The organism is Caulobacter sp. GW456-12-1-14-TSB4 (assembly GCF_059424195.1).
In genome coordinates, this window is sequence record NZ_JBWKZF010000001.1 from 353,524 (window position 1) to 377,416 (window position 23,893).

General features: G+C 68.7%; 27 protein-coding genes and 1 riboswitch. Of the genes, 13 read left to right on the forward strand and 14 right to left on the reverse strand.

The features are described from left to right. Positions 1 to 50: 50 nt before the first annotated feature. Positions 51 to 338 carry an autorepressor SdpR family transcription factor gene (locus AC07YH_RS01720; protein ID WP_494745283.1) on the forward strand — a complete coding sequence of 96 codons (288 nt, stop codon included), beginning with the start codon at positions 51 to 53 and terminating at the stop codon, positions 336 to 338. Here the strand turns inward: AC07YH_RS01720 and AC07YH_RS01725 are convergent. After that, a complete protein-coding gene (locus AC07YH_RS01725) occupies positions 335 to 1,126 on the reverse strand; it encodes a TSUP family transporter (RefSeq protein WP_494745284.1) in 792 nt (263 codons plus the stop codon). The genes AC07YH_RS01720 and AC07YH_RS01725 overlap by 4 nt on opposite strands. A gap of 64 nt (positions 1,127 to 1,190) precedes the next feature. Further along, positions 1,191 to 1,583 carry a DUF6481 family protein gene (locus AC07YH_RS01730; protein ID WP_494745285.1) on the reverse strand — a complete coding sequence of 131 codons (393 nt, stop codon included), beginning with the start codon at positions 1,581 to 1,583 and terminating at the stop codon, positions 1,191 to 1,193. 359 nt (positions 1,584 to 1,942) lie between these two features. On the opposite strand from AC07YH_RS01730, the gene AC07YH_RS01735 reads away from it, so the two are divergent. The 6 genes from AC07YH_RS01735 to AC07YH_RS01760 all read left to right on the forward strand — a co-directional run bounded on the left by AC07YH_RS01735 (position 1,943) and on the right by AC07YH_RS01760 (position 5,762). After that, positions 1,943 to 2,323, forward strand: coding sequence for an AtpZ/AtpI family protein (locus tag AC07YH_RS01735; protein ID WP_494745286.1), 381 nt, complete (start codon positions 1,943 to 1,945; stop codon positions 2,321 to 2,323). 5 nt (positions 2,324 to 2,328) lie between these two features. Beyond that, on the forward strand, positions 2,329 to 3,090 hold the full coding sequence (locus tag AC07YH_RS01740) for a F0F1 ATP synthase subunit A (RefSeq protein WP_494745287.1): 762 nt from the start codon (positions 2,329 to 2,331) through the stop codon (positions 3,088 to 3,090). Between the two features lie 48 nt (positions 3,091 to 3,138). Then, positions 3,139 to 3,363 carry a F0F1 ATP synthase subunit C gene (locus tag AC07YH_RS01745; protein ID WP_004615714.1) on the forward strand — a complete coding sequence of 75 codons (225 nt, stop codon included), beginning with the start codon at positions 3,139 to 3,141 and terminating at the stop codon, positions 3,361 to 3,363. A gap of 126 nt (positions 3,364 to 3,489) precedes the next feature. Next, positions 3,490 to 4,023 (forward strand): F0F1 ATP synthase subunit B family protein, encoded by a 534-nt coding sequence (locus AC07YH_RS01750; RefSeq protein WP_494745288.1) that lies wholly within the window; start codon positions 3,490 to 3,492, stop codon positions 4,021 to 4,023. 10 nt (positions 4,024 to 4,033) lie between these two features. Beyond that, positions 4,034 to 4,543 carry a F0F1 ATP synthase subunit B gene (locus AC07YH_RS01755; protein ID WP_494745289.1) on the forward strand — a complete coding sequence of 170 codons (510 nt, stop codon included), beginning with the start codon at positions 4,034 to 4,036 and terminating at the stop codon, positions 4,541 to 4,543. Between the two features lie 136 nt (positions 4,544 to 4,679). After that, positions 4,680 to 5,762 carry a 2OG-Fe(II) oxygenase gene (locus tag AC07YH_RS01760; protein ID WP_494745290.1) on the forward strand — a complete coding sequence of 361 codons (1,083 nt, stop codon included), beginning with the start codon at positions 4,680 to 4,682 and terminating at the stop codon, positions 5,760 to 5,762. On the opposite strand, the gene AC07YH_RS01765 is transcribed toward AC07YH_RS01760, so the two are convergent. The 9 genes from AC07YH_RS01765 to AC07YH_RS01805 form a co-directional block, all read right to left on the reverse strand. Further along, positions 5,759 to 6,229, reverse strand: a complete 471-nt coding sequence (locus tag AC07YH_RS01765; RefSeq protein WP_494622955.1) for a hypothetical protein — start codon at positions 6,227 to 6,229, stop codon at positions 5,759 to 5,761. The genes AC07YH_RS01760 and AC07YH_RS01765 overlap by 4 nt on opposite strands. Further along, positions 6,226 to 6,645 carry a hypothetical protein gene (locus AC07YH_RS01770; protein WP_494745291.1) on the reverse strand — a complete coding sequence of 140 codons (420 nt, stop codon included), beginning with the start codon at positions 6,643 to 6,645 and terminating at the stop codon, positions 6,226 to 6,228. Before AC07YH_RS01770 ends, AC07YH_RS01765 begins: the two co-directional genes overlap by 4 nt. Positions 6,646 to 6,777: 132 nt before the next feature. After that, a complete protein-coding gene (gene gcvPB, locus AC07YH_RS01775; protein ID WP_494745292.1) occupies positions 6,778 to 8,352 on the reverse strand; it encodes an aminomethyl-transferring glycine dehydrogenase subunit GcvPB in 1,575 nt (524 codons plus the stop codon). Beyond that, on the reverse strand, positions 8,349 to 9,695 hold the full coding sequence (gcvPA, locus tag AC07YH_RS01780) for an aminomethyl-transferring glycine dehydrogenase subunit GcvPA (RefSeq protein ID WP_494745293.1): 1,347 nt from the start codon (positions 9,693 to 9,695) through the stop codon (positions 8,349 to 8,351). The genes gcvPB and gcvPA overlap by 4 nt, the downstream gene beginning before the upstream one ends. A gap of 24 nt (positions 9,696 to 9,719) precedes the next feature. After that, positions 9,720 to 10,172, reverse strand: coding sequence for a glycine cleavage system protein GcvH (gene gcvH / locus AC07YH_RS01785; protein WP_494745294.1), 453 nt, complete (start codon positions 10,170 to 10,172; stop codon positions 9,720 to 9,722). Beyond that, entirely contained in the window at positions 10,102 to 11,214 is a 1,113-nt protein-coding gene (gcvT, locus tag AC07YH_RS01790) for a glycine cleavage system aminomethyltransferase GcvT (protein WP_494745295.1), read from the reverse strand. Before gcvT ends, gcvH begins: the two co-directional genes overlap by 71 nt. Positions 11,215 to 11,378: 164 nt before the next feature. Further along, a riboswitch (glycine riboswitch) is annotated at positions 11,379 to 11,468 on the reverse strand. A gap of 58 nt (positions 11,469 to 11,526) precedes the next feature. Next, positions 11,527 to 14,034 (reverse strand): zinc-dependent metalloprotease, encoded by a 2,508-nt coding sequence (locus AC07YH_RS01795; protein WP_494745296.1) that lies wholly within the window; start codon positions 14,032 to 14,034, stop codon positions 11,527 to 11,529. 88 nt (positions 14,035 to 14,122) lie between these two features. Beyond that, positions 14,123 to 15,925 (reverse strand): arginine--tRNA ligase, encoded by a 1,803-nt coding sequence (gene argS, locus AC07YH_RS01800; protein WP_494745297.1) that lies wholly within the window; start codon positions 15,923 to 15,925, stop codon positions 14,123 to 14,125. Beyond that, on the reverse strand, positions 15,922 to 16,641 hold the full coding sequence (locus AC07YH_RS01805; protein ID WP_494745298.1) for a Tat pathway signal sequence domain protein: 720 nt from the start codon (positions 16,639 to 16,641) through the stop codon (positions 15,922 to 15,924). Before AC07YH_RS01805 ends, argS begins: the two co-directional genes overlap by 4 nt. A 144-nt stretch (positions 16,642 to 16,785) precedes the next feature. Between AC07YH_RS01805 and ispH the strand changes: the two genes are divergently transcribed. The 3 genes from ispH to rnhA are packed head-to-tail and all read left to right on the forward strand — an operon-like array spanning position 16,786 to position 19,187. Then, positions 16,786 to 17,745, forward strand: a complete 960-nt coding sequence (gene ispH, locus AC07YH_RS01810) for a 4-hydroxy-3-methylbut-2-enyl diphosphate reductase (protein ID WP_494745299.1) — start codon at positions 16,786 to 16,788, stop codon at positions 17,743 to 17,745. Positions 17,746 to 17,787: 42 nt separating this feature from the next. After that, positions 17,788 to 18,738: a homoserine kinase gene (thrB, locus tag AC07YH_RS01815; RefSeq protein ID WP_494745300.1), complete on the forward strand. Its 951-nt coding sequence runs from the start codon at positions 17,788 to 17,790 to the stop codon at positions 18,736 to 18,738. Next, on the forward strand, positions 18,738 to 19,187 hold the full coding sequence (gene rnhA / locus AC07YH_RS01820) for a ribonuclease HI (protein WP_494622975.1): 450 nt from the start codon (positions 18,738 to 18,740) through the stop codon (positions 19,185 to 19,187). The genes thrB and rnhA overlap by 1 nt, the downstream gene beginning before the upstream one ends. Here rnhA and AC07YH_RS01825 read toward each other — a convergent pair. After that, entirely contained in the window at positions 19,184 to 19,597 is a 414-nt protein-coding gene (locus AC07YH_RS01825; RefSeq protein WP_494745301.1) for a rhodanese-like domain-containing protein, read from the reverse strand. The two genes, rnhA and AC07YH_RS01825, sit on opposite strands and share 4 nt — an antisense overlap. A gap of 87 nt (positions 19,598 to 19,684) precedes the next feature. Between AC07YH_RS01825 and ftrA the strand changes: the two genes are divergently transcribed. Further along, positions 19,685 to 20,641 (forward strand): transcriptional regulator FtrA, encoded by a 957-nt coding sequence (ftrA, locus tag AC07YH_RS01830; protein WP_494745302.1) that lies wholly within the window; start codon positions 19,685 to 19,687, stop codon positions 20,639 to 20,641. On the opposite strand, the gene AC07YH_RS01835 is transcribed toward ftrA, so the two are convergent. After that, entirely contained in the window at positions 20,638 to 21,594 is a 957-nt protein-coding gene (locus AC07YH_RS01835; protein ID WP_494745303.1) for a zinc-dependent alcohol dehydrogenase family protein, read from the reverse strand. The two genes, ftrA and AC07YH_RS01835, sit on opposite strands and share 4 nt — an antisense overlap. Positions 21,595 to 21,694: 100 nt before the next feature. Here AC07YH_RS01835 and AC07YH_RS01840 point away from each other — a divergent pair, with 100 nt between their 5' ends. Continuing rightward, on the forward strand, positions 21,695 to 22,540 hold the full coding sequence (locus AC07YH_RS01840) for a LysR family transcriptional regulator (RefSeq protein WP_494745304.1): 846 nt from the start codon (positions 21,695 to 21,697) through the stop codon (positions 22,538 to 22,540). Here the strand turns inward: AC07YH_RS01840 and AC07YH_RS01845 are convergent. Further along, positions 22,496 to 22,897, reverse strand: coding sequence for a winged helix-turn-helix transcriptional regulator (locus tag AC07YH_RS01845; protein WP_494745305.1), 402 nt, complete (start codon positions 22,895 to 22,897; stop codon positions 22,496 to 22,498). The genes AC07YH_RS01840 and AC07YH_RS01845 overlap by 45 nt on opposite strands. A 79-nt stretch (positions 22,898 to 22,976) precedes the next feature. On the opposite strand from AC07YH_RS01845, the gene AC07YH_RS01850 reads away from it, so the two are divergent. Next, positions 22,977 to 23,822: an SDR family oxidoreductase gene (locus AC07YH_RS01850; RefSeq protein ID WP_494745306.1), complete on the forward strand. Its 846-nt coding sequence runs from the start codon at positions 22,977 to 22,979 to the stop codon at positions 23,820 to 23,822. Positions 23,823 to 23,893: the final 71 nt, after the last annotated feature.

The following is a 23,893-nucleotide window of genomic DNA, read 5'->3' on the forward strand; positions in this document are numbered from 1 at the left end:
CGCCCGCAGGCGGCTTGACTATTATTTCGTCATTTAGCTAAACATTGAACATGAGCGAAGTCTTCAAGGCCCTGGCCGACCCGACCCGCCGCCGCGTCCTGCAGATGCTGCGCGAGCGGCCGATGACGGCGGGCGAGCTGGCCGACGGCTTCGAGAGCTCCAAGGCGACGATGTCGGCCCACTTCGCCGTGCTGCGCGAAGCCGGCCTGATCACGGCCAGCAAGAAGGGCGCGACCATCACCTACAGCCTCAGCCTGTCGGTGCTGGAAGACGCTCTGCTGGCCTTCGCCGAGACCGTCGGGATCGGGACGCTGAAGGCCAGCCCGGTGAAGACCTAGCCTCCGAACAGCCCCACGACCGCGTGGCGCAGGGGGTTGGCCGGGTCGGCCAGCAGCTTCACCGCCATGGCGCACGAGATCACCACCAACAGCGGCCGGATCAGCTTCGGACCGAAGCGCATCGCCAGCCGCGATCCCAGCTGGGCGCCGAGAAAGGCGCCGGCGGCCATCGCCAGGCCGATCGGCCAGACGACCGCGCCCTTGAGGATGAAGAGGCACAGGCTGCCCAGGTTGCTGGCGGCGTTGGCCAGCTTGGTGTGGGCCGTCGCCTTCAGCACGCCGTAGCCCAGCAGGGTGACGATCGCGACCATGTAGAAGGCCCCCGCGCCCGGCCCGAAGATGCCGTCGTAGAAGCCGACCAGCGGGGCGATGAAGCAGGCGAAGGGGATCAGCGCCATGCGCGGGGCGACGTCCTCGGTCTTGAGGGCGCGGGAAAAGCCGAAATAGAGGGCGATGGAGATCAGCAGCAACGGCACGATGGCCCGCAGCAGCTGCGGCGACAGCAGGCTGGCGCACAGCGCGCCGCACAGGCCTGCGATCGCGGCCGCGCCGGCGACCGGCAAGGCGGTCTTCCAGTCGATCAGGCCGCGGCGGGCGAAGGCCGTCGTCGAGGACAGCGCGCCCATCGCGCCTTGCAGCTTGTTGGTGCCCAGGGCCTGGACCGGCGACAGGCCCGCCAGCAACAGGGCGGGCAAGGTCACCAGACCGCCGCCGCCGGCGATGGCGTCGAGCGCTCCGGCCAGAGCGGCGACCACGAACAGACCGGCGATGACATCGAGATGGACCATGAGCGGCTCATGGTCCCTTTCAGAACGTCAGGCAAAGAAAAAGGGCCCCGAAGGACCCCTTAACTCAGCTGCTCCAGAGGCTGGCCCACTGGTGGGCGCGGTCAGCCTTGCTGTTAGAGGTCTTACCCAGAGCGCGGAGCTCGTCGCGGGCTTGAGCCTTCTCTTCCTTGCGCACGCGCTGTTCGGCCGCTTCGGCGACCTTGCGCTCCTTACGCTCGGCGCGCTTGACGGCCATGATCGCTTCTTGGCGAGCGACGGCTTCCAGGCGGGCGATTTCCTTGGCTTCTGCGCGAGCGGCGCGGACGGCTTCCAATTCGGCGGCGCGGAGTTCCTCACGCTTGTCGAAATCGGGGTCCTGGACCGTCGGCTTAGCCTTGAACTTGGCCAGCATGGCCTTCTTGGCTTCCTGCTGCGAGGAAATGCGATCGGCGAATCCGGTGTTCTTCAGGTGCGACATGAATCTTCGTATTGTTTGGAGGCGGGCGCTCTAAACCCCAGATCGACGAAAAAATCAATGCGTCATCGGGGTCCGCCACACCTTGCCTATGGGGTGTGGCGCCAAGAGAACGCGCCAGATGTAGGAAGCCGTTCCCGCTTTCGGTAGGGGGCGCGGCGGAATGAGCGACCGAATGAAAAGGGGATGGTTTTGCCCCTCCTTGAAACGGACAGCGAAATCCTTAAGTATTCCCGTTACTTGGCCCGCGAAGCGCTCACCTTGACGCACCGCAGCGAGGTCTATAGGTTCCGCGCCGATCAAGCCGGCCGGAATTGCGCCTTTTTTGGCGCGCCAGCGGCGTTTTCGGACCTGCCGCTCCCATGCCCAAGGCCGACGAACCGAACGACAAGGCTCTGACTAGCCTCGACGCTCGGCTCGACGCATTTGAGGCGAGGAAGGCGGCGGAGAAGCCGGTGAAAGCCGCGTCCGAAAAGGCCAACCAGGACGGCTATCGCCTCCTGGCGGATTTGATCGGGGGCGTATTGGTGGGTATCGGCTTCGGCTGGCTCCTCGACCATTACGTCCACACGAGCCCCTGGGGCATGGTCGGCGGCCTGCTGATCGGTCTGGGGCTCGCGATATTCTCCATCGTCCGCAAGGCGATGAAACTGAGCGCGCAGGCGTCGGCGCCGTCCCCCCAAGGGAATGCCGACGGACACATGGGAGACGGGTCTACCGTCCCCAAGCAGAAGAGAGACTAGGGCCTATGGCCGATCCGATGCACCAGTTCCAGATCCAGAAGATCGTGGAACTGCCCACCGTGACCGTTCCCGGCCTCGGCGCGATCGACCTGTCGATCACGAACTCCGTGGCCGCGATGATGCTGGCCGCCCTGCTGGTCATCACGTTCTACAGCCTGGCCGCTCGCAAGGCCGTCATCCCGGGCCGCCTGCAGGCGGTGGGCGAGATGCTCTACGGACTGGTCGATGGGCTCGCGGAGTCGATCATCGGCCACGAAGGCAAGAAGTTCATGCCCTTCGTCTTCACGCTGTTCGCGTTCGTGCTGTTCATGAACATCCAGGGCATGTTCCTGGTGTTCACCGCCACGTCGCAGCTGGCCGTGACCCTGACCCTGGGCCTGATGGTCATCCTGACCGTCGTCGCCGTCGGCTTCGCCAAGAACGGCCTGAAGTTCTTCAAGCTGTTCGCGCCGTCGGGCGTCCCGCCGGTGCTGTACATCCTGCTGGTGCCGATCGAGATCCTGTCGTTCCTGATCCGTCCGATCACCCTGGGCCTTCGTCTGTTCGGCAACATGCTGGGCGGCCACGTCGTGCTGAAGATCTTCGCCGGCTTCGTGATCGCCCTGGGCGGTCTCGGCGTGCTGGGCTGGGCCGGTTCGGCCCTGGCCCTGACCTCGGTCGTCGCCCTGACGGCCCTCGAGTTCATGGTGGCCTTCCTGCAGGCCTTCGTGTTCGCGGTGCTCGCATGCGTCTACATCAACGACGTCGTGCACCTCGACAGCCACTGATCAACCTTTAGTCTTTCCAACAAATACCCTCTTCAAGGAGTCTCTATCATGGACGCTGCTGCAGCTAAGTACATCGGCGCTGGCCTGGCCATGCTCGGCATGATCGGCGCGGGCGTTGGCCTGGGCGTGATGTTCGGCAACTACTTCCAAGGCGCCCTGCGCAACCCGACCGCCGCCGCTCAAGAGCGCCCGATGCTGTTCCTCGGCATGGCTCTGACGGAAGCCCTGGGCATCTTCGCCCTGGTCATCGCCTTCCTGATCCTGTTCTCGTAATCGGATCCCTGGAGCGCGGCGCTTCACCGGAAGCGACGCGCTCCATGCCTTTGTTTTCTCGCGCTTCCTGGAGCGGGTCGGATCACGGCCCGCTCCAAGCGCACTAGCTGAGAGGCGCCTTCGCCCATGGCGACGGAACATCACGGCACGACCGAGACGACTGAAACCCCCAAGCACGAAAGCGGCGGCCTTCCGCAGCTGCAGTTCGAACACTGGGGTGGTCAGATTGTCTGGCTGCTGATCATCTTCGCCGTTCTCTACACGGTGCTGTCGAAGGTGCTGCTGCCCCGCGTCAGCGGCGCGATCGACGAGCGCGGCGGCAAGATCGCCGGCGACATCGCCGACGCCCGCCGCATGAAGGACGAGGCTGAAGCCCAGGCTCGCGCCGCCGCCGCCGAAGTGGCCGAGGCTCGCGCCAAGGCTCAGAAGACGGCCGCCGATGCGAAGGCCAAGGCTTCGGCCGAAGCCGCCGAGCGTCAGGCCAAGGAAGAGGCCGCCCTGGCCGAGAAGCTGGCCGCGGCCGAAGCTTCGATCCAGGCCGCCCGCGACCAGGCCATGGGCCAGGTCCGCGTGGTCGCCGAGGAGACGGCCGGCGCGATCGTCCAGAAGCTGACCGGCAAGGTGGCCACCGCCGCCGAGCTGAAGTCGGCCCTGGCCTAAGGAGCTGAAGATGGAACACGAATCCCTGTTCAGCCTCTCGAACCCGGAATTCTGGGTTCTGGTCGCCCTGGTGATCTTCTTCGGCCTGCTGGTCTTCCTGAAGGTCCTGCCGGGCGCGCTGTTCGGCGCCCTCGACGGCTACGCCGCCAAGATCAAGGCCGAGCTCGACGAAGCCCAGCAACTGCGTGAAGAGGCCCAGGCCCTGCTCGCGGACGTGAAGGCCCAACGCGAGGAAGCCGAGCGTCAAGCGACGGGCATGCTGGAAGCCGCCAAGGCCGACGCCAAGCGTCTGGCCGAGGAAGCCAAGGAAAAGCTCGACGAGCAGATCAAGCGCCGCGCCGAGATGGCCGAACGCAAGATCGCCCAGGCCGAGGCGCAAGCCGCCGCCGACGTGAAGGCCGCCGCGGTCGATCTGGCCGCGCAAGCCGCCGAGACCGTCCTGGCCGCCCGCCTCGCCGGCGCCAAGACCGACCCGCTGGTCGATCAGGCCATCGGCCAGATGGGCGCCAAGCTGCAATAGCAGCCGGCTTCATCGGACAAGAAACGAGGGCGCGGATCGCAAGGTCCGCGCCCTTTCTTTTTGGGTTCGGCGCCATGGCGCCGATCACGCCCGGCTGTGTAGACTCGCCTTCGAAGACCGACTGAAGGACGACGACATGCTGCTGGCGCCCGGCGATCCCGCGCCGATGTTCCGGGCCGCGACGCGCGCCAATCCCCGCTACACGCTGGACACCGTGGCCGGCCGCTATCTGCTGCTGGCCCTGGTCGCGGACGGCGACGACGCCTTTATCGCGGCCGTCGAGACCCTGATGGCCGACCAGGCCGCTCTGCTGACCGGCGAGGCCCTGGCCGCCTTCGGCCTGCTGCGCGATCCAGACCGCTGGGCGGCGCGTGTCGATCACCTGCCGGGCGCGCGCTGGATGCTGGACCAGGATGGCTCCGCGACCGCCACCCTGGGTCTGGGCGCGTGGTCGGGATGGTTGCTGATCGATCCGAACTTCCGGGTGCTGTCGATCCTGCCCGCCGACCAGACCGACCGGCTGCGCCACATCCTGCCCAACCTGCCCTCGCCCGCCGCTCATGCCGGCGTCGAGCTGATGGCCCCGGTGCTGGTCGTGCCGCGGGTCTTCGAGCCGGAGCTCTGCCAGGCCCTGATCGCGGCCTATGAGGCCGATGGCGGCGAGGCCTCGGGCTTCATGCGCGAGGTGAACGGCAAGACCGTCGAAATCCGCGACGCCAGCCACAAGGTCCGCCGCGACCTGATGCTGCCGCCGGGCGAGCTGCGCGACGCCGTCCGGGCCCGCATCCAGCGCCGGCTGGCCCCGCAGATCATCCGGGCCTTCCAGTTCCTGCCGACCCGCATGGAGCGCGACCTGGTGGCCTGCTACGACGCGGCCGACAACGGCTTCTTCCGCGCCCACCGGGACAACACGACCAAGGGCACGGCCCACCGCCGCTTCGCCGTGACGATCAACCTCAACGCCGAGCAGTACGAGGGCGGCGACCTGTGCTTCCCGGAGTTCGGGCTCCGGACCTACCGCGCCCCGACCGGCGGGGCGGTCGTGTTCTCGTGCTCACTGCTGCACGAGGCCAAGCCGGTGACGAAGGGCAAGCGCTACGCCTTCCTGCCGTTCCTCTATGACGAGGCGGCCGCGCGGGTGCGCGAGCAGAACGCCGAGCATGTCGGGATCGAGGGTTACCGCTACACGGCCGGCACGCCAGCGGAGACGGCGTCCTAAGCGGCCTTGGCGGGCGCCTTCTTGGCGGAATTTTGGGCCATCTTCCGAACGACGTACTTCTTGACGCTCTTGCGGGTCTTCTTCAGCAGCCGCCAGCGGGCCCGGCGCAGGACCAGCTTCTCGGTGCGGAGCATCTGCTGCCAGACGACCAGCAGGACTTCCGGCTCGCGGCGCATCAGGCGGCGGATCGGGAAGACCAGCTTGGGGTGGCGCTTCTGCCAGCGGATGAAGGTCTTGCGGGCCGCGAACGAGTAGCGCAGCACGATCATCAGGCCGATGACCAGCAGCGGCAGACCCAGGTGCCCCGGCAGCGGCGTCAGCACCGCGCCGGCCAAGATCACCAGCGTGCCGAAGCCGATGGCGATCCAGCGGAACGCGCGGGCCGCGGACTCGCGCAGCAGCAAGGCCAGTCGCGCGCGGCGCCGAACCCTGTGCTTGATGTCGTCGATGGTGGCGACCGCGTTCACCGTGTGTTGCGCTTCAGGGCGCGGAGCTTGAAGGACTTCCGCCAACGGACGGCCATGCGCCACTTGCGCGGCACGACCAGGCGCTCGACGCGCAGGGCCTGCTGCCAGGCCACCAGCACGACCTCCGGCTCGCGACGCAGCAGGCGGCGCAGCGGGAAGATCAGCTTGGGGTGGGCGTGCTGGAAGCGGACGAACTGCTTGCGGGCCTTGAACGAGTTGCGCAGCACCAGCATCAGGCCGACCACGGTCAGCGGCAGGCCCATCGGACCCGGCAGCGGCGCGATCAGGATGCCGCCGATGACCAGCAGCACGCCCAGCGTCACCAGGATGACGCGCAGGAATCGCGCGACGAGCTCACGGGCGAGGTCATCGGCGGTGCGTCGGGCGCGCGGCATGGCGAGTGCGAGAGCAGTCATGGGAGGACGGAACGGGCTTGCGCGCCGCTTGCTCCCTGGAAAAGCCAGTCAGCCCGGATGCGCAACCCCGATATGTGGACCGATGAGGGCGCCGTAAAGGCGCCCTCTGGTCGCAAGGGGGTATGGAATTTGCTATTCAGCTGCGAGTGGCGCCGCTGCCACAGGTTTCCACCTCAACCGGGGCTTGCGGGCCGCCAACGTCTCGTCCAGACGCCTCAGCGGGGCGTGGAACGGGGCGCCCTTGAAGCGCTCCGTCTCGCCGGCCTTGGCCGCGCCCGCCAGCAGGCGGAGCGCCTCGATGAAGCGATCCAGCTCCTGCTTGCTCTCGGTTTCGGTCGGCTCGATCAGCATCGCGCCGTGGACGACCAGCGGGAAGTACATGGTCATCGGGTGGAAGCCCTCGTCGATCATCGCCTTGGCGAAGTCGAGCGTGGTCACCCCGGTGCCTTCCAGCCAGCTGTCGTCGAACAGGGCCTCGTGCATGCACGGGCCGTCCGGGAAGGCCGGGCTCATCACGTCCCGCAGGCGGGCCTTGATGTAGTTGGCGTTGAGGACGGCGTCCTCGGCCACCTGGCGCAGGCCGTCGGCCCCGTGGCTCAGCATGTAGGCGTAGGCGCGGACGTACATGCCCATCTGGCCGTGGAAGGCGCTCATGCGGCCGAAGGCGGTCGCCGCGCCCTCCTCGCCGGCGTGCTCGACCATCGAGAAGCCATCGTCGCCGTGGGTCAGCCAGGGCGTGGGCGCGAAGGCCGCCAGGGCCTCGCTCAGCACCACCGGACCCGCGCCCGGACCACCGCCGCCGTGGGGCGTCGAGAAGGTCTTGTGCAGGTTGATGTGCATGGCGTCGACGCCCAGGTCGCCCGGGCGCACCCGGCCGACGATGGCGTTGAAGTTGGCGCCGTCGCAGTAGAAGTAGGCCCCGGCCGCGTGGGTCAGGCGGGCGATCTCGACGACGTCGCGCTCGAACAGGCCGCAGGTGTTGGGGTTGGTGACCATGATGGCGGCCACGTGGTCGCCCAGCTTGGACTCCAGGTCCGCCAGGTCGACGCGGCCGTCCTCGGTCTGGGCGATCTCGACGACGGTGTAGCCGACGAAGGCCGCCGTGGCCGGGTTGGTGCCGTGGGCGCTGGTCGGGGCCAGGACGGTCTTGCGGTGACCGTTGCCGGCCGCCTCGTGGGCGGCGCGGATGGCCAGCAGGCCGCACAGCTCACCATGCGCGCCGGCCTTGGGGCTCAGCGCGACGGCGGGCATGCCGGTCAGTGTCTTCAGCCAGTGGGCCAGACGGTCCATCAGCTGCAGGGCGCCCTGCACGGTCGACTGCGGCTGCAGCGGGTGGATGTCGGAGAAGCCCGGCAGGCGCGCCATCTTCTCGTTCAGGCGCGGGTTGTGCTTCATCGTGCACGAGCCCAGCGGATACAGCGCCAAGTCGATGGCGTGGTTCTTCTGGGACAGGCGCACATAGTGGCGGACGGCTTCGGGCTCGGACAGGCCCGGCAGGCCGATCGGCTCGGACCGCAGCAGGCCGGCCAGATCGCTCGACGGCGCGGCGGCCGCCGGCAGGTCGACGCCGGTCTTGTTCCAGCCGTCCAGTTCGAAGATCAGGGCTTCGTTCTGCAGCAGACCGCGATTGCCGGTCAGGGTCTCGTGGCCGGTGTCATTGGCGACATCTTCAGGGCGCGTGGGGCGGCCGACGTTGTTCATGCTCATTGGCCCACCGCCTTGCTGAGGATCTTGGCGAAGAAAGTGATGTCGATGTCGAGCGTGGTCTCGGTGGCCGCGACCAGCAGCACGTCGTCCAGGCCCGCGCCGGCGTTCAGGCGCGAGAACGGCACGCCAGCGATGACGCCATGGCCGGCCAGGGTCTCGACCGTGTCGGCGGCGTTGCGCGGCAAGCGGACGGCGAACTCGTTGAAGAAGCGCGGGGTCAGGATCTCGACGCCCGGCACGGCCTTCAGCGCGTCGCGCAGGGCGACCGCCTTCTGGTGGTTCAAGGCGGCCAGCTGACGCAGGCCCGTCTCACCCAGCAGGCTCATGTGGATGCTGAACGCCAGGGCGCACAGGCCGCTGTTGGTGCAGATGTTCGAGGTCGCCTTGTCGCGACGGATGTGCTGCTCGCGGGTCGACAGGGTCAGGACGAAGCCGCGCTTGCCGTCGGCGTCGACCGTCTCGCCGCACAGGCGGCCCGGCATCTGGCGGACGAACTTTTCCTTGCAGGCGAAGAGGCCGACATAGGGACCGCCGAAGTTCAGGCCGTTGCCGATCGACTGGCCCTCGGCCACGGCGATGTCGGCGCCCATCTCGCCGGGCGACTTCAGCAGGCCGTAGGACACGGCTTCGGTCGTCACCACGATCAGCAGCGCGCCAGCGGCGTGGGCGGCCTCGGCGATCTTGGTGACGTCGGTGACGGTGCCGAACACGTTCGGGGTTTGGACGACGACGCAAGCCGTGTCGGCGTCGATGGCGGCGATCACCGCGTCCTCGGCGTCGATGGCCGCCGGCATGGCCTGGGTCGTGACGCCGGCCGCGTGGGCCAGGGTCTCGATGGTCTCGACATAGTGCGGATGGACGCCGCCCGACATCACCGCCTTGTTCCGACGGGTGACGCGCTGAGCCATCATCACGGCCTCGGCCGCGCCGGTCGAGCCGTCATAGAGCGAGGCGTTGGCCACTTCCATGCCGGTCAGGGCCGCGACCTGGGTCTGGAACTCGAACAGCACCTGCAGGGTGCCTTGGGCGATTTCCGGCTGGTAGGGCGTGTAGCTGGTCAGGAATTCCGACCGCTGGATGATGTGGTCGACCGTGGCCGGCACGTGGTGGCGATAGGCGCCGGCCCCGCAGAAGAACGGTCCCTCCCCCGCGGCGCGATTGCGACGGGCCAGGCCCGCCATCTCGCGCTCGACTTCGATCTCGCCGGCGTGCAGCGGCAGGTCGACGGTTCCGCTGCGGCGGGCCGAGGCCGGCACGTCGATGAACAGGTCGTCGATCGACTTCACGCCGATCGCGCCGAGCATCTCGACGCGGTCTTCGGGGGTCAGGGGGAGGTAACGCATGGTCTGCTTTCGCGAGATCGGAAATTACAGGGTGGCGAGGAAGGCTTCGTAAGCGTCGCGGTCCATCAGGGCGTCGACCTCGGCCGGGTTCGACAGCTTGATCTTGGCGAACCAACCGCCGCTTTCCGGCAGGGCGTTGACGGTTTCCGGGGCATCGCCCAGCTCGGCATTGCCTTCGACGACTTCGCCCGACACCGGGGCGTAGACGTCCGAGGCGGCCTTGACGCTCTCGACGACGGCCAGATTGTCGCCCTGCTTCACGGTCTTGCCGGCTTCCGGCACTTCGACGAACACCACGTCGCCGAGTTGCTCGGCGGCGTACGCGGTGATGCCGACGGTGGCCACGTCGCCCTGGACGATGACCCATTCATGATCTTTGGTGAAACGCATCTCTGTCGGCCCTTGATTAGAGTTTGCGGACGTAACGGTTGGCGACGAACGGGGTCGCCACGACTTCGGCGGCGGCCTGCTTGCCACGCACGATGACTTTCAACTTGGTTCCGATCGCGGCGAAAGCCGGCGGGGCGAAACCGATGGCGATCGGGAAGCCCAGGCTGGGGGCGAAGCCGCCGCTGGTCACCTTGCCGATCACATTGCCTTCTTCGTCGGCGATCTCGGCGCCTTCGCGGGCCGGGGCGCCTTCCAGCACCTTGAGATTGACGCGGACGCGCGACAGCTCGCCGGCCAGTTCCTTGGCGATCCGGGCCGCGCCCAGATAGTCGCCGGCCTCGCGGCGCGACTTGCCGACGGCGAAGTTCAGCCCGCCCTCGATCGGCGAGACGGTCTCGTCCAGGTCATGGCCGTACAGCGGCAGGCCGGCTTCCAGGCGCAGGCTGTCGCGCGCGCCCAGGCCGATCGGCTTGACGCGCTCGTCGGCCAGCAGGGTGTTCCAAATCCGCTCGGCGGCGTCGGCCGGCACCGAGATCTCGTAGCCGTCCTCGCCCGTATAGCCCGAGCGCGAGATGATCGCGTCAACGCCGAAGGCGGTGAGCGCCACGGTGTCCATGAACACCATGCCGGCGGCTTGCGGCACATGGGCGGCCAGCACGGCGGCGGCTTCGGGGCCCTGCAGCGCCAGCAGCGCGCGGTCCTCCAGGCGGGTCACTGTGGCCTCGCCGGCCAGGACTTCGGCGATGATCTTGTAGTCGTTGTCCTTGCAGGCGCCGTTGACCACCACGAACAGGCCATCGTCGTCCGGACGCGCGGTCATCAGGTCATCGATGATGCCGCCTTCGGCGTTCAGCAGCACGCCGTAGCGCTGCTTGCCGGCCTTCAGGCCCTGGTAGTCGGCCGAGACCACCTTCTCGAAGCTCTTGGCCGGGTTCTCGCCCCGGATGCGAGCCTGGCCCATGTGCGAGACATCGAACAGACCGGCGTGCTCGCGGGTCCAGAGGTGCTCCTTCAGCACCCCGTCCTTGTACTGCACCGGCATGGAATAGCCCGCGAACGGCACCATGCGCGCGCCCAGCGCCACGTGGGCGTCGAACAAGGGGGTCTTCTTGAGGTCTTGATCGGACACGGTGTGGGCTCCAAGCGGGGTCGGCGAGACGGCCGGCTCTCGCCGACTGGTCGCGCCCCCGCTGTCCCTTAGGCCTGAGAGATTCCGGCCGCTCTACCCCTACGAGGTGACAGCCTTGCTCCTTCGGCGAGCCGCCCTTTCGGGAGACTACTTTCCAGCGTTCCTAAACCCGCGCGGTCCTTTTGCCTGAGCGTTTCCGGGGCGGTTGCGCCTTCGGCCTCGGGACGAATCCCGATGTCTCCCGCTGGGGTCGTCGGCGTAGTGCGGGAGCAGGCCGTGCGAGTCAAGCACGGCCTGCCAGCGCCGTTCGCCTTAGAGGCCGAAGCCGCCGAACCAGTCGTCCTCGCCGATCGGCGGGCCGGGCGGGATGGCGACCTTGGCCTTGCCGTCCTCGACCAGCGAGGCCAGGCGGCCGCCGCTTTCGTCGGACACCACGCCGGCCAGGGCGCGAGCCTGGGCGCGGTCGGCGGCGTCGCCGGCGGCGACCAGCTTCAGGCCCTTGCCCCAGTCGGCCAGGCGCGCGCGGATCACGGCGGCGGCGGTCGGCGAGAGGTCCTTGTCACCCAGAGCGTTGGCCAGGTTGACCACGAGGCGCTGGCGGACGCGACGGGCCAGTTCGGCCTGGCGACCGGTCGCCTTGCCATCGAAGGCGGCCGAAGCCAGGGCCTTGTCCATCAGCCCCTCGACGCCCGGCTGGGCGGCATCGCGGCGCTTGGCCTCCATCAGGCGGTTCAGGCGCGCCGGCGCGAAGAGGTCGCCCCAGACGAGGTCGGCGGCGACGTCGGCGGTGGCCGGCAGGTCGAAGACCGGCCCCTGGCCGAAGGTCTCGATGTCGTTGGCCTTGTCGTTGCCCTGCGACTGGCCCGAGGTCAGGACGTCCAGCGTCTTGTCCGACAGGTCCAGCGCGGCCGGGCTGAGCGTGCGCAGCAAGGCGTCGATGGCGGCCGCCTGGCGTGCCGCCGGAACGATCTTGCTGGCCTCGTGAGCGTCGCCCTCGGCCCCGTAGGTGAAGTCGATTCCGCCGACCAGCTTGGCCGTGGCGTCCACCTGGTAGCGGTGGAAGATGTAGATCGGCACGATCACGCGGCGCAGGTCGGCCACCGATGCGCCCTTGGGCAGGTTGGGCAGGCCGAAGCGGTCCAGCGCGATCTTGCGCACGGCCATCAGGTGGTCGAGCTCGACGACCGGGTCCGAACCGTTGTCCCACACCGCGCCGATCGGCTGGGCGGTGTCGGCGGCGCGGGCGTCCTCGTCGGAGACGTAGCGCAGGCCGTCGGCCTGGCTCTTGTCGGCTTTCGCCTTCAGCCACGCCTTCTCGTCGGTCCCGGCCGGGGCCACGCCGTACAGCCAGTCGATCACGAACTTGTCCCAGCTGCCCACGCCGCGCCCATAGGCGTCGGAGAAGTCGAGCTGGCCGTTCTTGATGGCGATGCGCGGGGCCGGATAGTCCATCACCGACGCGCGGTCGCCATAGGTGCTGGCGGCGAAGTTATGCTGCAGGCCGATCGAGTGGCCGATCTCGTGCGGCGCCAGCTGGCGCAGGCGGGCCAGCGAGATCTCGATCGGGTCGTTGGGACCGCCCTTGCCGGTCTTGTCGGCGCCTTCCAGCCCTTCGAAGATCAACCGGTCCTGGCGCACCCGCTGCGAGCCCAGCAGGACGTCGCCCTTGATGATCTCGCCCGTGCGCGGATCGACCACCGCGTGGCCGTACGACCAGCCGCGCGTCTGGCGGTGCACCCAGTTGACGACGCTGTAGCGGGCGTCCAGCGGGCTGACGCCCTCGGGCAGCAGCTCGACCTTGAAGGCGTCGATGAAGCCGGCGGCCTCGAAGGCCTGGTTCCACCAGCGACCGCCCTCGATCAGGGCCGAGCGCACCGGCTCGGGCGCGGCGCGATCGACGTAGAAGATGATCGGCTTCTTGACCGGCGAGCGGGCGGCGGTCGGATCGGTCTTCTCCAGGCGGAAGCGATGGACCAGGCGATAGACCAGCGGCTCGTTCAGCGGCGCGGAGTAGTCGGCCACGGTGTGATCGATGACGCCCACGCGCGGATCGTTCTGGCGTGGGACGTAACCCGGCTCGGGCAGGGCCACGAACGAGTGGTGCAGGGCCAGGGTGACGTTGCGCGGATCCGGCACGATGCCGCGCACCTCGCCGCCCGGATCGTCGCCGACGAAGGTCTCGACCGCTTCCAGCTCGACGTTCAGCGGGAAGACGTTCACCGCGCCGGTGTCGGCATAGGACAGGCCGTCGTTGAGGCGGAAGTCGCCCTGCTTGCTGCGCTTGAGGGTCTTGGCCACGCCCTGGGCGTCACGGGTCAGGAAGCTGGTCACGTCGACCAGCAGGCCGCCATCCGGCCCCTCGGCCTCGATGGCGTTCGACCAGACGCTGGAGATCGGGAACGAGTCGGCCACCGCCTTCTGCTCGTCGACCGAGCCGCGCGCGGCCGAGAAGCCCCAGTTCTCGAACTGGGCGATCACCTTCCCGCCCACGCGGCGGAAGGCAATGATCTGGGTTTCCCCCGGCGCCGAGCGGTCCAGGCCGGTCGGGTTCGAGCCCAGGCCGGCCCGCAGATAAGTCTGGTAGATGTAGCGCCCCGCGACCCCGTCCGCGCCCGGCCTGGGCAGCAGCACCAGGACCTTGCCGTCCTTCTTATCGACGAAGACCGGCAGCAGGCCGTCCTTGCGCTCCAGGCCGGCGGTGGCGTCGGCGTACTTGTCGGTCTTCTTGTCGGGGGTCTTGGCCTTCTCGGCGAAGGCCGGCGCGGCGATCGCACTGACACAGACGCTCGCCATCAACATGGCGACCACGGACTTCTTCATGACCCCTCCCGACGCGCACACTCAAAAGCGCGGCCGGGACTGTCGTGCGCCCTCGCAGCGATTGCAACCGCCGCGAGGGGCTCGGGGTCTACATCCGCTCCGGCGCTTCGATGCCGAGCAGGTCCAGGGCCAGTTCCAGCTGGCGGCGGGTGGTCTCGGCCAGGGTCAGGCGCGAGGCGCGCAGCTCTTCGGTGTCGGCGCTCATGATCGGGCAGGCCGCGTAGAACTTCGAGAACGACTGGGCCAGCTTGTAGGCGTGCTCGGCCACGAAGTTCGGAGCCTTCTTGTCGTAGGCCTCGGTCAGGGCGCCCTCGAAGGCGTCCAGCAGCATGGCAAGATCCCGCTCGGCCGGCTCGTGGATCACGATGCGGCCGCCGACCGCGCCGGCTTCCGCCGCGCGACGCAGCACGCTCTTGATGCGCACCGACTGGTACAGCAGGTAAGGGCCGGTCTTGCCCTCGAAGCTGGTGAAGCGGTCGAGGTCGAAGACGTACGAGGTGCCGCGGAAGTTCTGCAGGTCGGCGAACTTCAGGGCCGCGACGCCGACCTTGTGAGCCGTCTCTTCGAAAGCCTCTTCCGACAGCTCCGCGCCCAGGCCGGCTTCACGCAGGCGCTCGCGGGCCTTCTCGCGGGCCATCTCGATCAGGTCGTGCAGCTTCAGGACGCCGCCGGCGCGGGTCTTGAAGGGCTTGCCGTCCGTGCCGTTCATGGTGCCGAAGCCGATATGCTCCAGCGAGCCCTCTTCGGCGTAGCCGGCCAGGTAGGCGGCGCGGAACACGGTCTCGAAGTGCAGGGCCTGGCGCTGATCCACGCAGTAGAGGATCAGGTGCGGGTCGAACGACTTGCGGCGGTCCAGGATGGTGGCCAGGTCGGTCGTGCCGTACATGGCCGAGCCTTCCGACGACACCACCAGCAGCGGCGGCACGTCCTGCTTGTCGCCCTCGCGGGCCACGCGGACGATGCGCGCGCCCTGGTCGGCGACCAGAAGGCCCTTGTCTTCCAGCTGCCGGACCATCGGGTCGATCAGGTCGTTGACGTCGCTCTCGCCCTTCCACAGGTCGAAGTCGACGCCCAGAGCGTGGAACTCGCGTTCCAGGGCCACGCGGCTGACATTGACGAAGTGACGCCACAGCAGGCGGTAGCCGAAGCGGCCGTTCTGCAGTTCGGCGGTCGCCTTGCGGGCCCGCTCCTTGAACGCCGGGTCTTCCTTCTGGCGCACCGAGGCGGCCGGATAGATGCGGTCGAGGTCGGCCAGGGTGATCCGGCTCTCGAACTCGGCCATCACCTTGGCCTCATCGGCCGACGAGAAGCCGCGCGGGGCTTCCGGCAGCTTTTCCATCAAGGCGTTGATGAAGGCGTCCTCGTCCATGATGGCGCTGATCAGCAGGCCCATCTGGAAGCCCCAGTCGCCGAAGTGGGCGTCGCCCACCACGTCGTCGCCACGGAAACGGTACAGGCGCTTGACCGACTCGCCGATGATCGAGGCGCGCAGGTGGCCCACGTGCATCGGCTTTGCCACGTTCGGACCGGCATAGTCGATCAGCACCCGGCGCGGCATTTCCAGCAGCTGGGCGCCGGCGCGGTCGTCGGAAGCGATCTCGCGGGCGCGGGCCGACAGGGCCTCGTCGCTGACGCGCATGTTGATGAAGCCGACGCCGGCGATCTCGACCGAGGCCAGGCGGGGATCACCCTTGAGAATCTCGACGACCTGCACGGCGATCTCGCGCGGATTGCGCTTGGCGCTCTTGGCCGCCGCCAGGGCGCCGTTGCACTGGAAGTCAGCCAGGTCGGGACGATCGGACGCGGTGACGCGACCGAATTCGGGAGCCAGTCCGGCGGCCTGGAAAGCGGCCGCGGCCGCCTCGCTCAGGGACCGCTTCAAATCGTTCATTGCTTAGTCGTGTTCCCTGCTTGCCCAGCCTGCTGGGCCTGGACGGTCTGGCCCGCATTGACGCGGAAGCGCTTGCCGTCACGGTTGAAGGCGGCCATTTCCGGGGTCACGTCGAAGCCGAGCAGGACCTCGAAGTTGCTGCCGCTGACCTTGTCGTCGGCGCGCGGAATGGTGATCTGCTCGATGGTCTCGGTGGCGTAGGCGCGATCCTGGCCCGACGCGAACGACACCGGCAGGTCGAAATATTCCTTGGCGATCACCGACTGGTTCCGCTCGGTGACGGCGACCCAGTAGCGATAGACGTGCTTGTCGCCCTGGGCCTGCGGGCCGCGGCCCAGCTGGAACAGCGCCTCGATGCGGATCTTGATCGACTCCTGGGCCTTGTAGGCGCAGCCCGAAGCGATGCTCTGGATCTCGCCCGTGAAGCCCGCCTGGTTGGCCGCTTCCTTGCCGTCCTTGAACTCGACATAGCGGCTGGCGTCGTACAGCACCTTCACATAGGGGCACGGACCGGCGTTGCGCAGCTGCTGCAGCGGCGCCTTGGGTTGGTTCCACTCCTCGTCGCGCTTCTTCTTCTTGGCCGCCGCGCCGTCATCGTCGGGGCCGCCGCCCTGGCCGCCGCCGCCCGGTCCCATCTGCGCGTGGACAGTCGTCGCCGTCGCGACGAACGAGACGGCCATCAGGGCGCTGATAGCGATCGGAAGAATGCGGCGCATGAAACGTCCGGTTCGAGAAAAAGAAGAGCCAAGCGGAGCCACACAGCCCCGTCGGCGTCATGCAGCCTGATAAAGGCATATGCGTGACGTCGCAACGACGCAGACTCCTGGCGCCGAGGCCTGCGAGCGACTAGTTTCCGCGCCATGAACGCCCAGACCCCGATCCGTCGCCCGATCTCGCTTGTGCTGGCCAGCCCGCGCGGCTTCTGCGCCGGCGTGGATCGCGCCATCCAGATCGTCGAGCGCGCCGTCGAGAAGTTCGGCGCTCCGGTCTATGTCCGCCACGAGATCGTCCACAACCGCCACGTGGTCGATCGCCTCAAGGCGCTGGGCGCGGTGTTCATCGAGGAACTCGAGGAAGCCCCCGACGACCGCCCGGTGGTGTTCTCGGCCCACGGCGTGCCCAAGTCGGTGCCGGCCGAGGCCAAGGCCCGCCAGATGATCTATCTGGACGCCACCTGCCCGCTGGTCTCCAAGGTCCACGTCGAGGCCCAGAAGCACTTCGACGCCGGCCGCGAGATCGTGCTGATCGGCCACGCCGGCCATCCGGAAGTCATCGGCACCATGGGCCAGCTGCCCGAGGGCTCGGTCACCCTGATCGAGGACATCAAGGACGCCGCCGCCTGGGAGCCGAAGGACGCCGCCAACGTCGCCTTCCTGACCCAGACCACCCTGTCGGTCGACGACACCGCCGACATGGTCGCCCTGCTGCGTGAACGCTTCCCCGGCATCGCCGCGCCGCACAAGGAAGACATCTGCTACGCCACCACCAACCGCCAGGACGCGGTCAAGCACCTGGCCGAACAGGCCGAGCTCGTTTTGGTGGTCGGCTCCAAGAACTCGTCCAACTCGGTGCGCCTGATGGAGGTCGGCCTGAAGGCCGGCGCGACCCAGGCCCACCTGATCGACGACGCGACCGGCATCGACTGGGCCTGGTTCGAGGGCGTCCAGCGCGTGGGCCTCACCGCCGGCGCCTCGGCTCCAGAAGACCTGGTGCAAGGCGTCATCGACGCCATCTCGGCCCGCTTCGACACCACGGTCGAGGAACTGGTCGAGGCGCGGGAAACGATCACGTTCAAGCTGCCTCGGCTCCTCACCGCCTAGCAGCGGCTTGACCCGAGGCCTCGCGTCGAGCATCCCGACGCCATGGCCGTCTATACCGACATCACCGACGCTGAACTCGAAGCCTTCCTGGCGGGATACGACCTGGGCGCCCCGCTGGCGTTCAAAGGCATCGCCGAGGGGGTGGAGAACTCCAACTTCCTGCTGGAGACGGAGAAGGGCCGCTACATCCTGACCGTTTACGAGCGGCGGGTGAAGGCCGAGGAGCTGCCCTATTTCCTGAACCTGCTGACCTGGCTGGCCGACAAGGGCTATCCTAGCGCCCGGCCGATCGCCGACCGCAACGGCAAGACCCTGGCGACCTTGCGCGGCAAGTCCGCCGCCATCGTCGAGTTCCTGCCCGGCCTGTCGGTGCGCAAGCCGACCGTCGCCCACTGTCGCGAGGCCGGCGAGGGCCTGGCCTGGCTGCACCTGGCCGGCGAGGGCTATCCGGGCCGCCGCGCCAACGACCTGGGCCAGAGCGCGTGGTCGCCGCTGTTCTCCAAGCACCGCAAGGCGGCCGAGGACCTGAAGCCCGGCCTGTCGGCGACCATCGATAACGACCTGGCGCAGCTGTCGCTGATGTGGCCCCGGAACCTGCCGACGGGCGTGATCCACGCCGACTATTTCCCCGACAACGTCTTCTTCCAGTCGAACGGCAAGTTCGCCGCGGCCATCGACTTCTACTTCGCCTGCGAGGACAGCTACGCCTACGACGTCGCCGTCACCCTGAACGCCTGGTGCTTCGAGGCCGACGGCAGCTTCAACATCACCACCGCCAAGGCGCTGCTGAACGGCTATGAGCGCCGTCGGCCGCTGAGCCCGGCCGAGAAGGAAGCCCTGCCGATCCTGGCGCGCGGCGCGGCGATCCGCTTCTTCCTGACCCGCCTGGCCGACTGGGGTTCGACGCCCGCCGGCGCGCTGGTCAAGCCCAAGGACCCGCTGGAGTACGAGCGCAAGCTGGCCGTCCACCGCGAAGGGCTCGTGCTGTTCTGATGACGCCCAAGGTCACGATCTATACCGACGGCGCCTGCAAGGGGAATCCCGGCCCGGGCGGCTGGGGCGCCATCCTGTTCTACGGCGACAAGAAGAAGGAAATCTGCGGCGGCGAGCCGGCGACCACCAACAACCGCATGGAGTTGATGGGCGCGATCTCGGCGCTGGAGCTCTTGAACCGCCCCTGCAAGGTCGAGCTGCACACCGACAGCCAGTACGTGATGAAGGGCATCCAGGAGTGGATCAAGGGCTGGAAGGCCCGTGGCTGGAGGACGGCCGACAAGAGCCCTGTGAAGAACGACGACCTCTGGAAACGCCTCGACGCCGCGCGCGAGCGGCACGACGTCGACTGGCGCTGGGTCAAGGGTCACGCCGGCCATCCGCTGAACGAGCGCGCCGACGCGCTCGCCAACGAAGGCCTGCGCAAGGCCAATCCGCGCTTCGTCTAGAGGCTGCCCGGCTCGGAGCCCGTCGCGAACGGCAGGCCCTCGTCCTCCCAGCCCGTGATGCCGCCGATCATCAGCTTCACCGGCCGGCCCAGGCGCGCCAGCTTCAGCGCCGCGCGGTCGGCGCCGTTGCAGTGCGGGCCGGCGCAATAGACCACGAACAGAGTGTCGGCGGGCCACTGCGCCATGCGCTCGGCGTTGATGTCGGCGTGGCGCAGGTGCAGCGCGCCCGGCACGTGGCGGCGGGCATAGGCCTCCGGCGAACCGACGACATGCAGCAGGACGAAATCGACATCGCCGGCCTTCAGGGCGGCGCCGACGTCGGAGCAGTCGGTCTCCAGCGACAGGCGCGCGGCGAAGTGGGCGGCGGCGTCGCGGAAGGACGCGGCGGAGATTTCGGATACGAAGCTCATGAAGGCCTCCAGCGGTTGATGGAGAGAGACTTGCCTGACGCCGTCGCCTCGCGTTAGCTGGCAAGATCGACAGCGACCGTAAAGATCATGCCAAACCAGCCTCTCGTCGTGGCGCTCGCCTATGACGGCCTCTGTACGTTCGAATACGGCGTGGCGGTGGAGCTGTTCGCCCTGCCTCGGCCGGAGATGGGACCGGACTGGTACCGCTTCGCCACCGCCGCCGTGGAGCCGGGCGACCTGCGCGGCTTGGGCGGTGTGCGGATCGTCGGCGACGGCGGGCTGGAGCTCCTGGAACAGGCGAGCGTCATCGTCGCGCCGGGCTGGCGGGGGATGGACCAGCCTGTGCCTGCGCCGCTGATCGAGGCGCTGCGGAAAGCCCACGCCAACGGCGCGCGGCTGATGTCGATCTGCTCGGGGGTGTTCGTGCTGGCGGCGACGGGCCTGCTGGACGGACGTCGGGCCACCACCCACTGGCGCTATGCCGACGCCCTGCGCGAGCGGTATCCGGCGATCGCGGTCCAGCCGGACGTGCTCTATGTCGACGAGGGCGACCTGCTGACCTCGGCCGGCAGCGCGGCGGGGATCGATCTCGGTTTGCACCTGATCCGCCGCGACTTCGGCCCCGAGGCCGCCAACACCGTCGCCCGCCGGCTGGTGGTGCCGCCGCACCGCGACGGCGGCCAGGCCCAGTTCGTGGAGCGGCCGGTGCCTGTAGCGCACGAGGCCTCGCGGCTGGGACCGGTCCTGGACCGAATGCGCGGCGATCTCACGGGGACCCACACGATCAAGGCCCTGGCCGGCGCGGCGGGGATGAGCGAGCGGACGTTCTTGCGGCGGTTCGAGGCTGCTACCGGCGAGACCCCGGCCCGCTGGCTGCTGGCCGAACGGCTGAACCGGGCGCGCGACCTTCTGGAGACCTCGCCGGCCGGGATCGAACAGGTCGCCGAGGCCGTGGGCCTGGGCGCGCCGGCCTTGCGGCATCACTTCCGCCGCCAGTTCTCGACCACGCCCGGCGCGTACCGGGCGCGGTTCGCGCAGGCTTAGATCTCGACGACCAGCTTGCCGTCGGTCGGGCCAGCCAGCGCGGCGAACGCCTCATCAACCTGATCCAGCGTGCAGCGACGCGGGTCGAGGCGCGGGGCCAGCTGGCCGGCTTCGACCAGGGCGGTCGCCTGGCGCAGGATTTCGCCATGCGCGGCCAGGCCTTCACCGGTCAGCAGCGGCAGCAGGGTGAAGACGCCCGAATAGCTGGCCGCCTTGAACGACAACGGCCCCAGCGCCACCGAACCCCAGCCGAGGCTGGAGACCACATGGCCGTTGCGGGCCACGGCCGCGAAGGCGACGTCCAGCGCACCGACCGTGTCGTAGACGACGTCGAAGGTCTCGGTGATCGCGGCCTCACGATCGAGGAACCGCGCGCCCAGACGTTCGACGGTCTCGCGCTTGGCGGCGGTGTCGATGGCGGTGACGCTCGCGCCACGCGCCTGAGCGATCTGGATCGCAACGAGACCGACGCCGCCGGCGCCGATCACCAGCACCGACTGGCCGGCCGAGACCTCGGCGCGATCGACCAGGCCTTCCCAGGCGGTGATCACCACCAGCGGCAAGGCGGCGGCCTCGCGGGCGGTCAGATTGGCCGGCGCCTTGGCCAGCAGGCGGGCGTCGACCACCTGATAGCCGGCCAGCGCGCCTTGGTGGCCGCCAACACCGCCGGTCAGGCCGTAGACAGCGTCCCCGACCCGGAAGTCCTCCACGCCGGGACCGACAGCCTCGACGACGCCGGCCATGTCCAGGCCAAGCACGGCCGGGGCCGGCTGGCGGGCGTGGGCGGCCTGGCCGGCGCGGATCTTGCCGTCCAGCGGGTTGAGGCCGGCGGCGGTGACGCGGACGAGCACCTGGCCAACGCCGGCGGTCGGACGGGCGATGTCCGTCAGGCGGAACGGCGCGTCGTAGGCCTCGAGGATGGCGGCGCGCATCGTGGAAGGGGCTTGGGCCATGGAAGACCTCCGTTGAAAGCGCCCTCCAGATAGCTTCTGACCGCTTGTTTGAAACCCAACGATATCGCATCACTTCCATTCACAAATGAATGGACAGGCCATGATGGACTGGAGCGACGTGCAGGTGTTCCTGGCGGTGGCCCGCACCGGCGGCCTCGGCGCGGCCGGCCGCGCTTTAGGTCAGAGCCAGCCGACCATGGGCCGCCGGGTCCGCGCGCTGGAAGAGGCCCTAGGCCAGACCCTGTTCCAGCGCACCGCCGAGGGCTTCGTCCTGACCGCCGAGGGCGAGGCGATCCTGCCCCATGCCGAGCGGCTGGAGGAGGAGGCCCTGGCTATCCAGCGCACCCTGGACGGCGGGCGCGGCCTGTCGGGCCTGCTGCGGGTGGCGTGCTCGGACTGGTTCGGGGTCCACATCCTGTCGCCCGTCGTCGCGCGGTTCGGCGCCCTGCACCCCAGCGTCACGGTCGAGCTGCTGACGGATGCGCGCCCCTACAGCCTGGCGCGGCGCGAGGCGGACCTGGCCTTCCGCATCCGCCCCTTCGACGAGCCGGACGTCGTGGTGCGCAAGCTGCTGCACATGCCCTGCGGCCTCTATCAGGCGGCCGGCGCGCCGCACCCGGGCAATGGCGAGGGTGTGCGGCTGATCACCATGGACACCGCCTTCGACGGCCTGCCGGACGTCACCTGGCTGCGGAAGGCTCTGCCCAAGGCCACGATCGGCGCGCGCAGCAACAACCGCGACGTCCAGGCCAGGCTCTGCCAGCTCGGCGCGGGCTTGGCCGTCCTGCCGCGTCCGCTGGGCGACAGTCTCTCGGGGCTGGAGCGGATCGACCTGGGCGAAGGCCCGCCCGGCCGCGACACCTGGCTGGGCTACCACCGCGATCTACGCCGCAACGCCCGGCTACGCGCGTTCCTCGACGTCGCTCTCGACCAACTCGCGGGTTAGAATCCGCTCGATGTTCAGCTCGATCCAATCGGCGAGGCCGCGCACCTTCTCGGCGACCTCCAGGCCCAGGGGCGTCAGGCTATATTCCACGTGCGGCGGCACGACCTGGTAGGCCACGCGGCGCACGAAGCCATCGCCTTCCAGCTGCTGCAGGGTCTGGGCCAGCATCCGTTCGCTGACGCCCTCGATCGCCCGGCGCAGCTCGCTGAAGCGGTGCATGCCGGTCTCCAGCGTCATCAGCACCAGCACGCCCCAGCGGCTGGTGACGTGCATCAGCACCGCGCGCGACGGGCAGTCGCGGGCCATCAGGTCGCCGCGCGCCAGCTTCTCGGACAGGGGAGCAGGAGTTTCTTTCATACTTACATTCATGTGGGTACTTACGGAAAGTAAGCAAGACGCCCAGATCGCTCCTGTCATTCAAATCGGGAGAACGATCATGACCATCGCCATCACCGGCGCCACCGGCCAGCTGGGCCGCCTCGTCGTCGAAAGCCTCAAGACCCGTGTCCCGGCCGGCGACATCCTCGCCCTCGTCCGCGACCCGGCCAAGGCCGCCGACCTTGGCGTGGCCGCCCGCGCCGCCGACTACGCCAAGCCGCAGACCCTGGGTCCGGCGCTGACCGGCGTCGACACCCTGCTGCTGATCTCGGGCAACGAGATCGGCCAGCGCCTGCCCCAGCACCGCGCCGTCATCGAGGCCGCCAAGGCCGCCGGCGTGAAGCGGATCGTCTATACGAGCCTGCTGCGCGCCGACACGACGCCGCTGGTCCTGGGCGACGAGCACAAGGCCACCGAGGCGCTGTTGAAGGCGTCGGGCATCGCCTACACCCTGCTGCGCAACGGCTGGTACACCGAGAACTACGCCAACGCCGTGCACGGCGCGCTGGCCTCGGGCGCGGTGATCGGCAGCGCCGGCCAGGGCAAGATCTCGGCCGCCGCCCGCGCGGACTATGCACAAGCCGCCGCTGTCGTGCTGGCCACCGACGGTCATGAGAACAAGACCTACGAGCTGGCCGGCGACACGGGCTTCACCCTGGCCGATCTGGCCGCCGAGATCTCGGCCAAGGCCGGCAGGACCATCCCGTACAACGACCTGCCGGAAGCCGAATACGCCAAGATCCTGGAGAGCCTGGGCCTGCCCGCCGCCTTCGCCGCCATCCTGGCCCAGTCGGACGTCGGCGCCTCGCAAGGCGGGCTGTTCGACGACGGCAAGCAGCTGTCGGCCCTGATCGGCCGCCCGACCACGCCGATCTCGGCGCTGGTGGCCAATCTCGTCTCTTAGGGGCCTGCTCGCCTAAGAAGCTGTGGGTGGGTCCCGGAAAGTCCTCGCCAAGGGCCGCCGGGACTGCCAAG

Bases quoted from the DNA above. Each gene is read 5' to 3' on its own strand.
- AC07YH_RS01720 (WP_494745283.1), top strand. From the start codon at position 51: ATGAGCGAAGTCTTCAAGGCCCTGGCCGACCCGACCCGCCGCCGCGTC.
- AC07YH_RS01725 (WP_494745284.1), bottom strand. From the start codon at position 1,126: ATGGTCCATCTCGATGTCATCGCCGGTCTGTTCGTGGTCGCCGCTCTG.
- AC07YH_RS01730 (WP_494745285.1), bottom strand. From the start codon at position 1,583: ATGTCGCACCTGAAGAACACCGGATTCGCCGATCGCATTTCCTCGCAG.
- AC07YH_RS01735 (WP_494745286.1), top strand. From the start codon at position 1,943: ATGCCCAAGGCCGACGAACCGAACGACAAGGCTCTGACTAGCCTCGAC.
- AC07YH_RS01740 (WP_494745287.1), top strand. From the start codon at position 2,329: ATGGCCGATCCGATGCACCAGTTCCAGATCCAGAAGATCGTGGAACTG.
- AC07YH_RS01745 (WP_004615714.1), top strand. From the start codon at position 3,139: ATGGACGCTGCTGCAGCTAAGTACATCGGCGCTGGCCTGGCCATGCTC.
- AC07YH_RS01750 (WP_494745288.1), top strand. From the start codon at position 3,490: ATGGCGACGGAACATCACGGCACGACCGAGACGACTGAAACCCCCAAG.
- AC07YH_RS01755 (WP_494745289.1), top strand. From the start codon at position 4,034: ATGGAACACGAATCCCTGTTCAGCCTCTCGAACCCGGAATTCTGGGTT.
- AC07YH_RS01760 (WP_494745290.1), top strand. From the start codon at position 4,680: ATGCTGCTGGCGCCCGGCGATCCCGCGCCGATGTTCCGGGCCGCGACG.
- AC07YH_RS01770 (WP_494745291.1), bottom strand. From the start codon at position 6,645: ATGACTGCTCTCGCACTCGCCATGCCGCGCGCCCGACGCACCGCCGAT.
- gcvPB (WP_494745292.1), bottom strand. From the start codon at position 8,352: ATGAGCATGAACAACGTCGGCCGCCCCACGCGCCCTGAAGATGTCGCC.
- gcvPA (WP_494745293.1), bottom strand. From the start codon at position 9,695: ATGCGTTACCTCCCCCTGACCCCCGAAGACCGCGTCGAGATGCTCGGC.
- AC07YH_RS01795 (WP_494745296.1), bottom strand. From the start codon at position 14,034: ATGAAGAAGTCCGTGGTCGCCATGTTGATGGCGAGCGTCTGTGTCAGT.
- argS (WP_494745297.1), bottom strand. From the start codon at position 15,925: ATGAACGATTTGAAGCGGTCCCTGAGCGAGGCGGCCGCGGCCGCTTTC.
- AC07YH_RS01805 (WP_494745298.1), bottom strand. From the start codon at position 16,641: ATGCGCCGCATTCTTCCGATCGCTATCAGCGCCCTGATGGCCGTCTCG.
- ispH (WP_494745299.1), top strand. From the start codon at position 16,786: ATGAACGCCCAGACCCCGATCCGTCGCCCGATCTCGCTTGTGCTGGCC.
- thrB (WP_494745300.1), top strand. From the start codon at position 17,788: ATGGCCGTCTATACCGACATCACCGACGCTGAACTCGAAGCCTTCCTG.
- rnhA (WP_494622975.1), top strand. From the start codon at position 18,738: ATGACGCCCAAGGTCACGATCTATACCGACGGCGCCTGCAAGGGGAAT.
- AC07YH_RS01825 (WP_494745301.1), bottom strand. From the start codon at position 19,597: ATGAGCTTCGTATCCGAAATCTCCGCCGCGTCCTTCCGCGACGCCGCC.
- ftrA (WP_494745302.1), top strand. From the start codon at position 19,685: ATGCCAAACCAGCCTCTCGTCGTGGCGCTCGCCTATGACGGCCTCTGT.
- AC07YH_RS01835 (WP_494745303.1), bottom strand. From the start codon at position 21,594: ATGGCCCAAGCCCCTTCCACGATGCGCGCCGCCATCCTCGAGGCCTAC.
- AC07YH_RS01840 (WP_494745304.1), top strand. From the start codon at position 21,695: ATGATGGACTGGAGCGACGTGCAGGTGTTCCTGGCGGTGGCCCGCACC.
- AC07YH_RS01845 (WP_494745305.1), bottom strand. From the start codon at position 22,897: ATGAAAGAAACTCCTGCTCCCCTGTCCGAGAAGCTGGCGCGCGGCGAC.
- AC07YH_RS01850 (WP_494745306.1), top strand. From the start codon at position 22,977: ATGACCATCGCCATCACCGGCGCCACCGGCCAGCTGGGCCGCCTCGTC.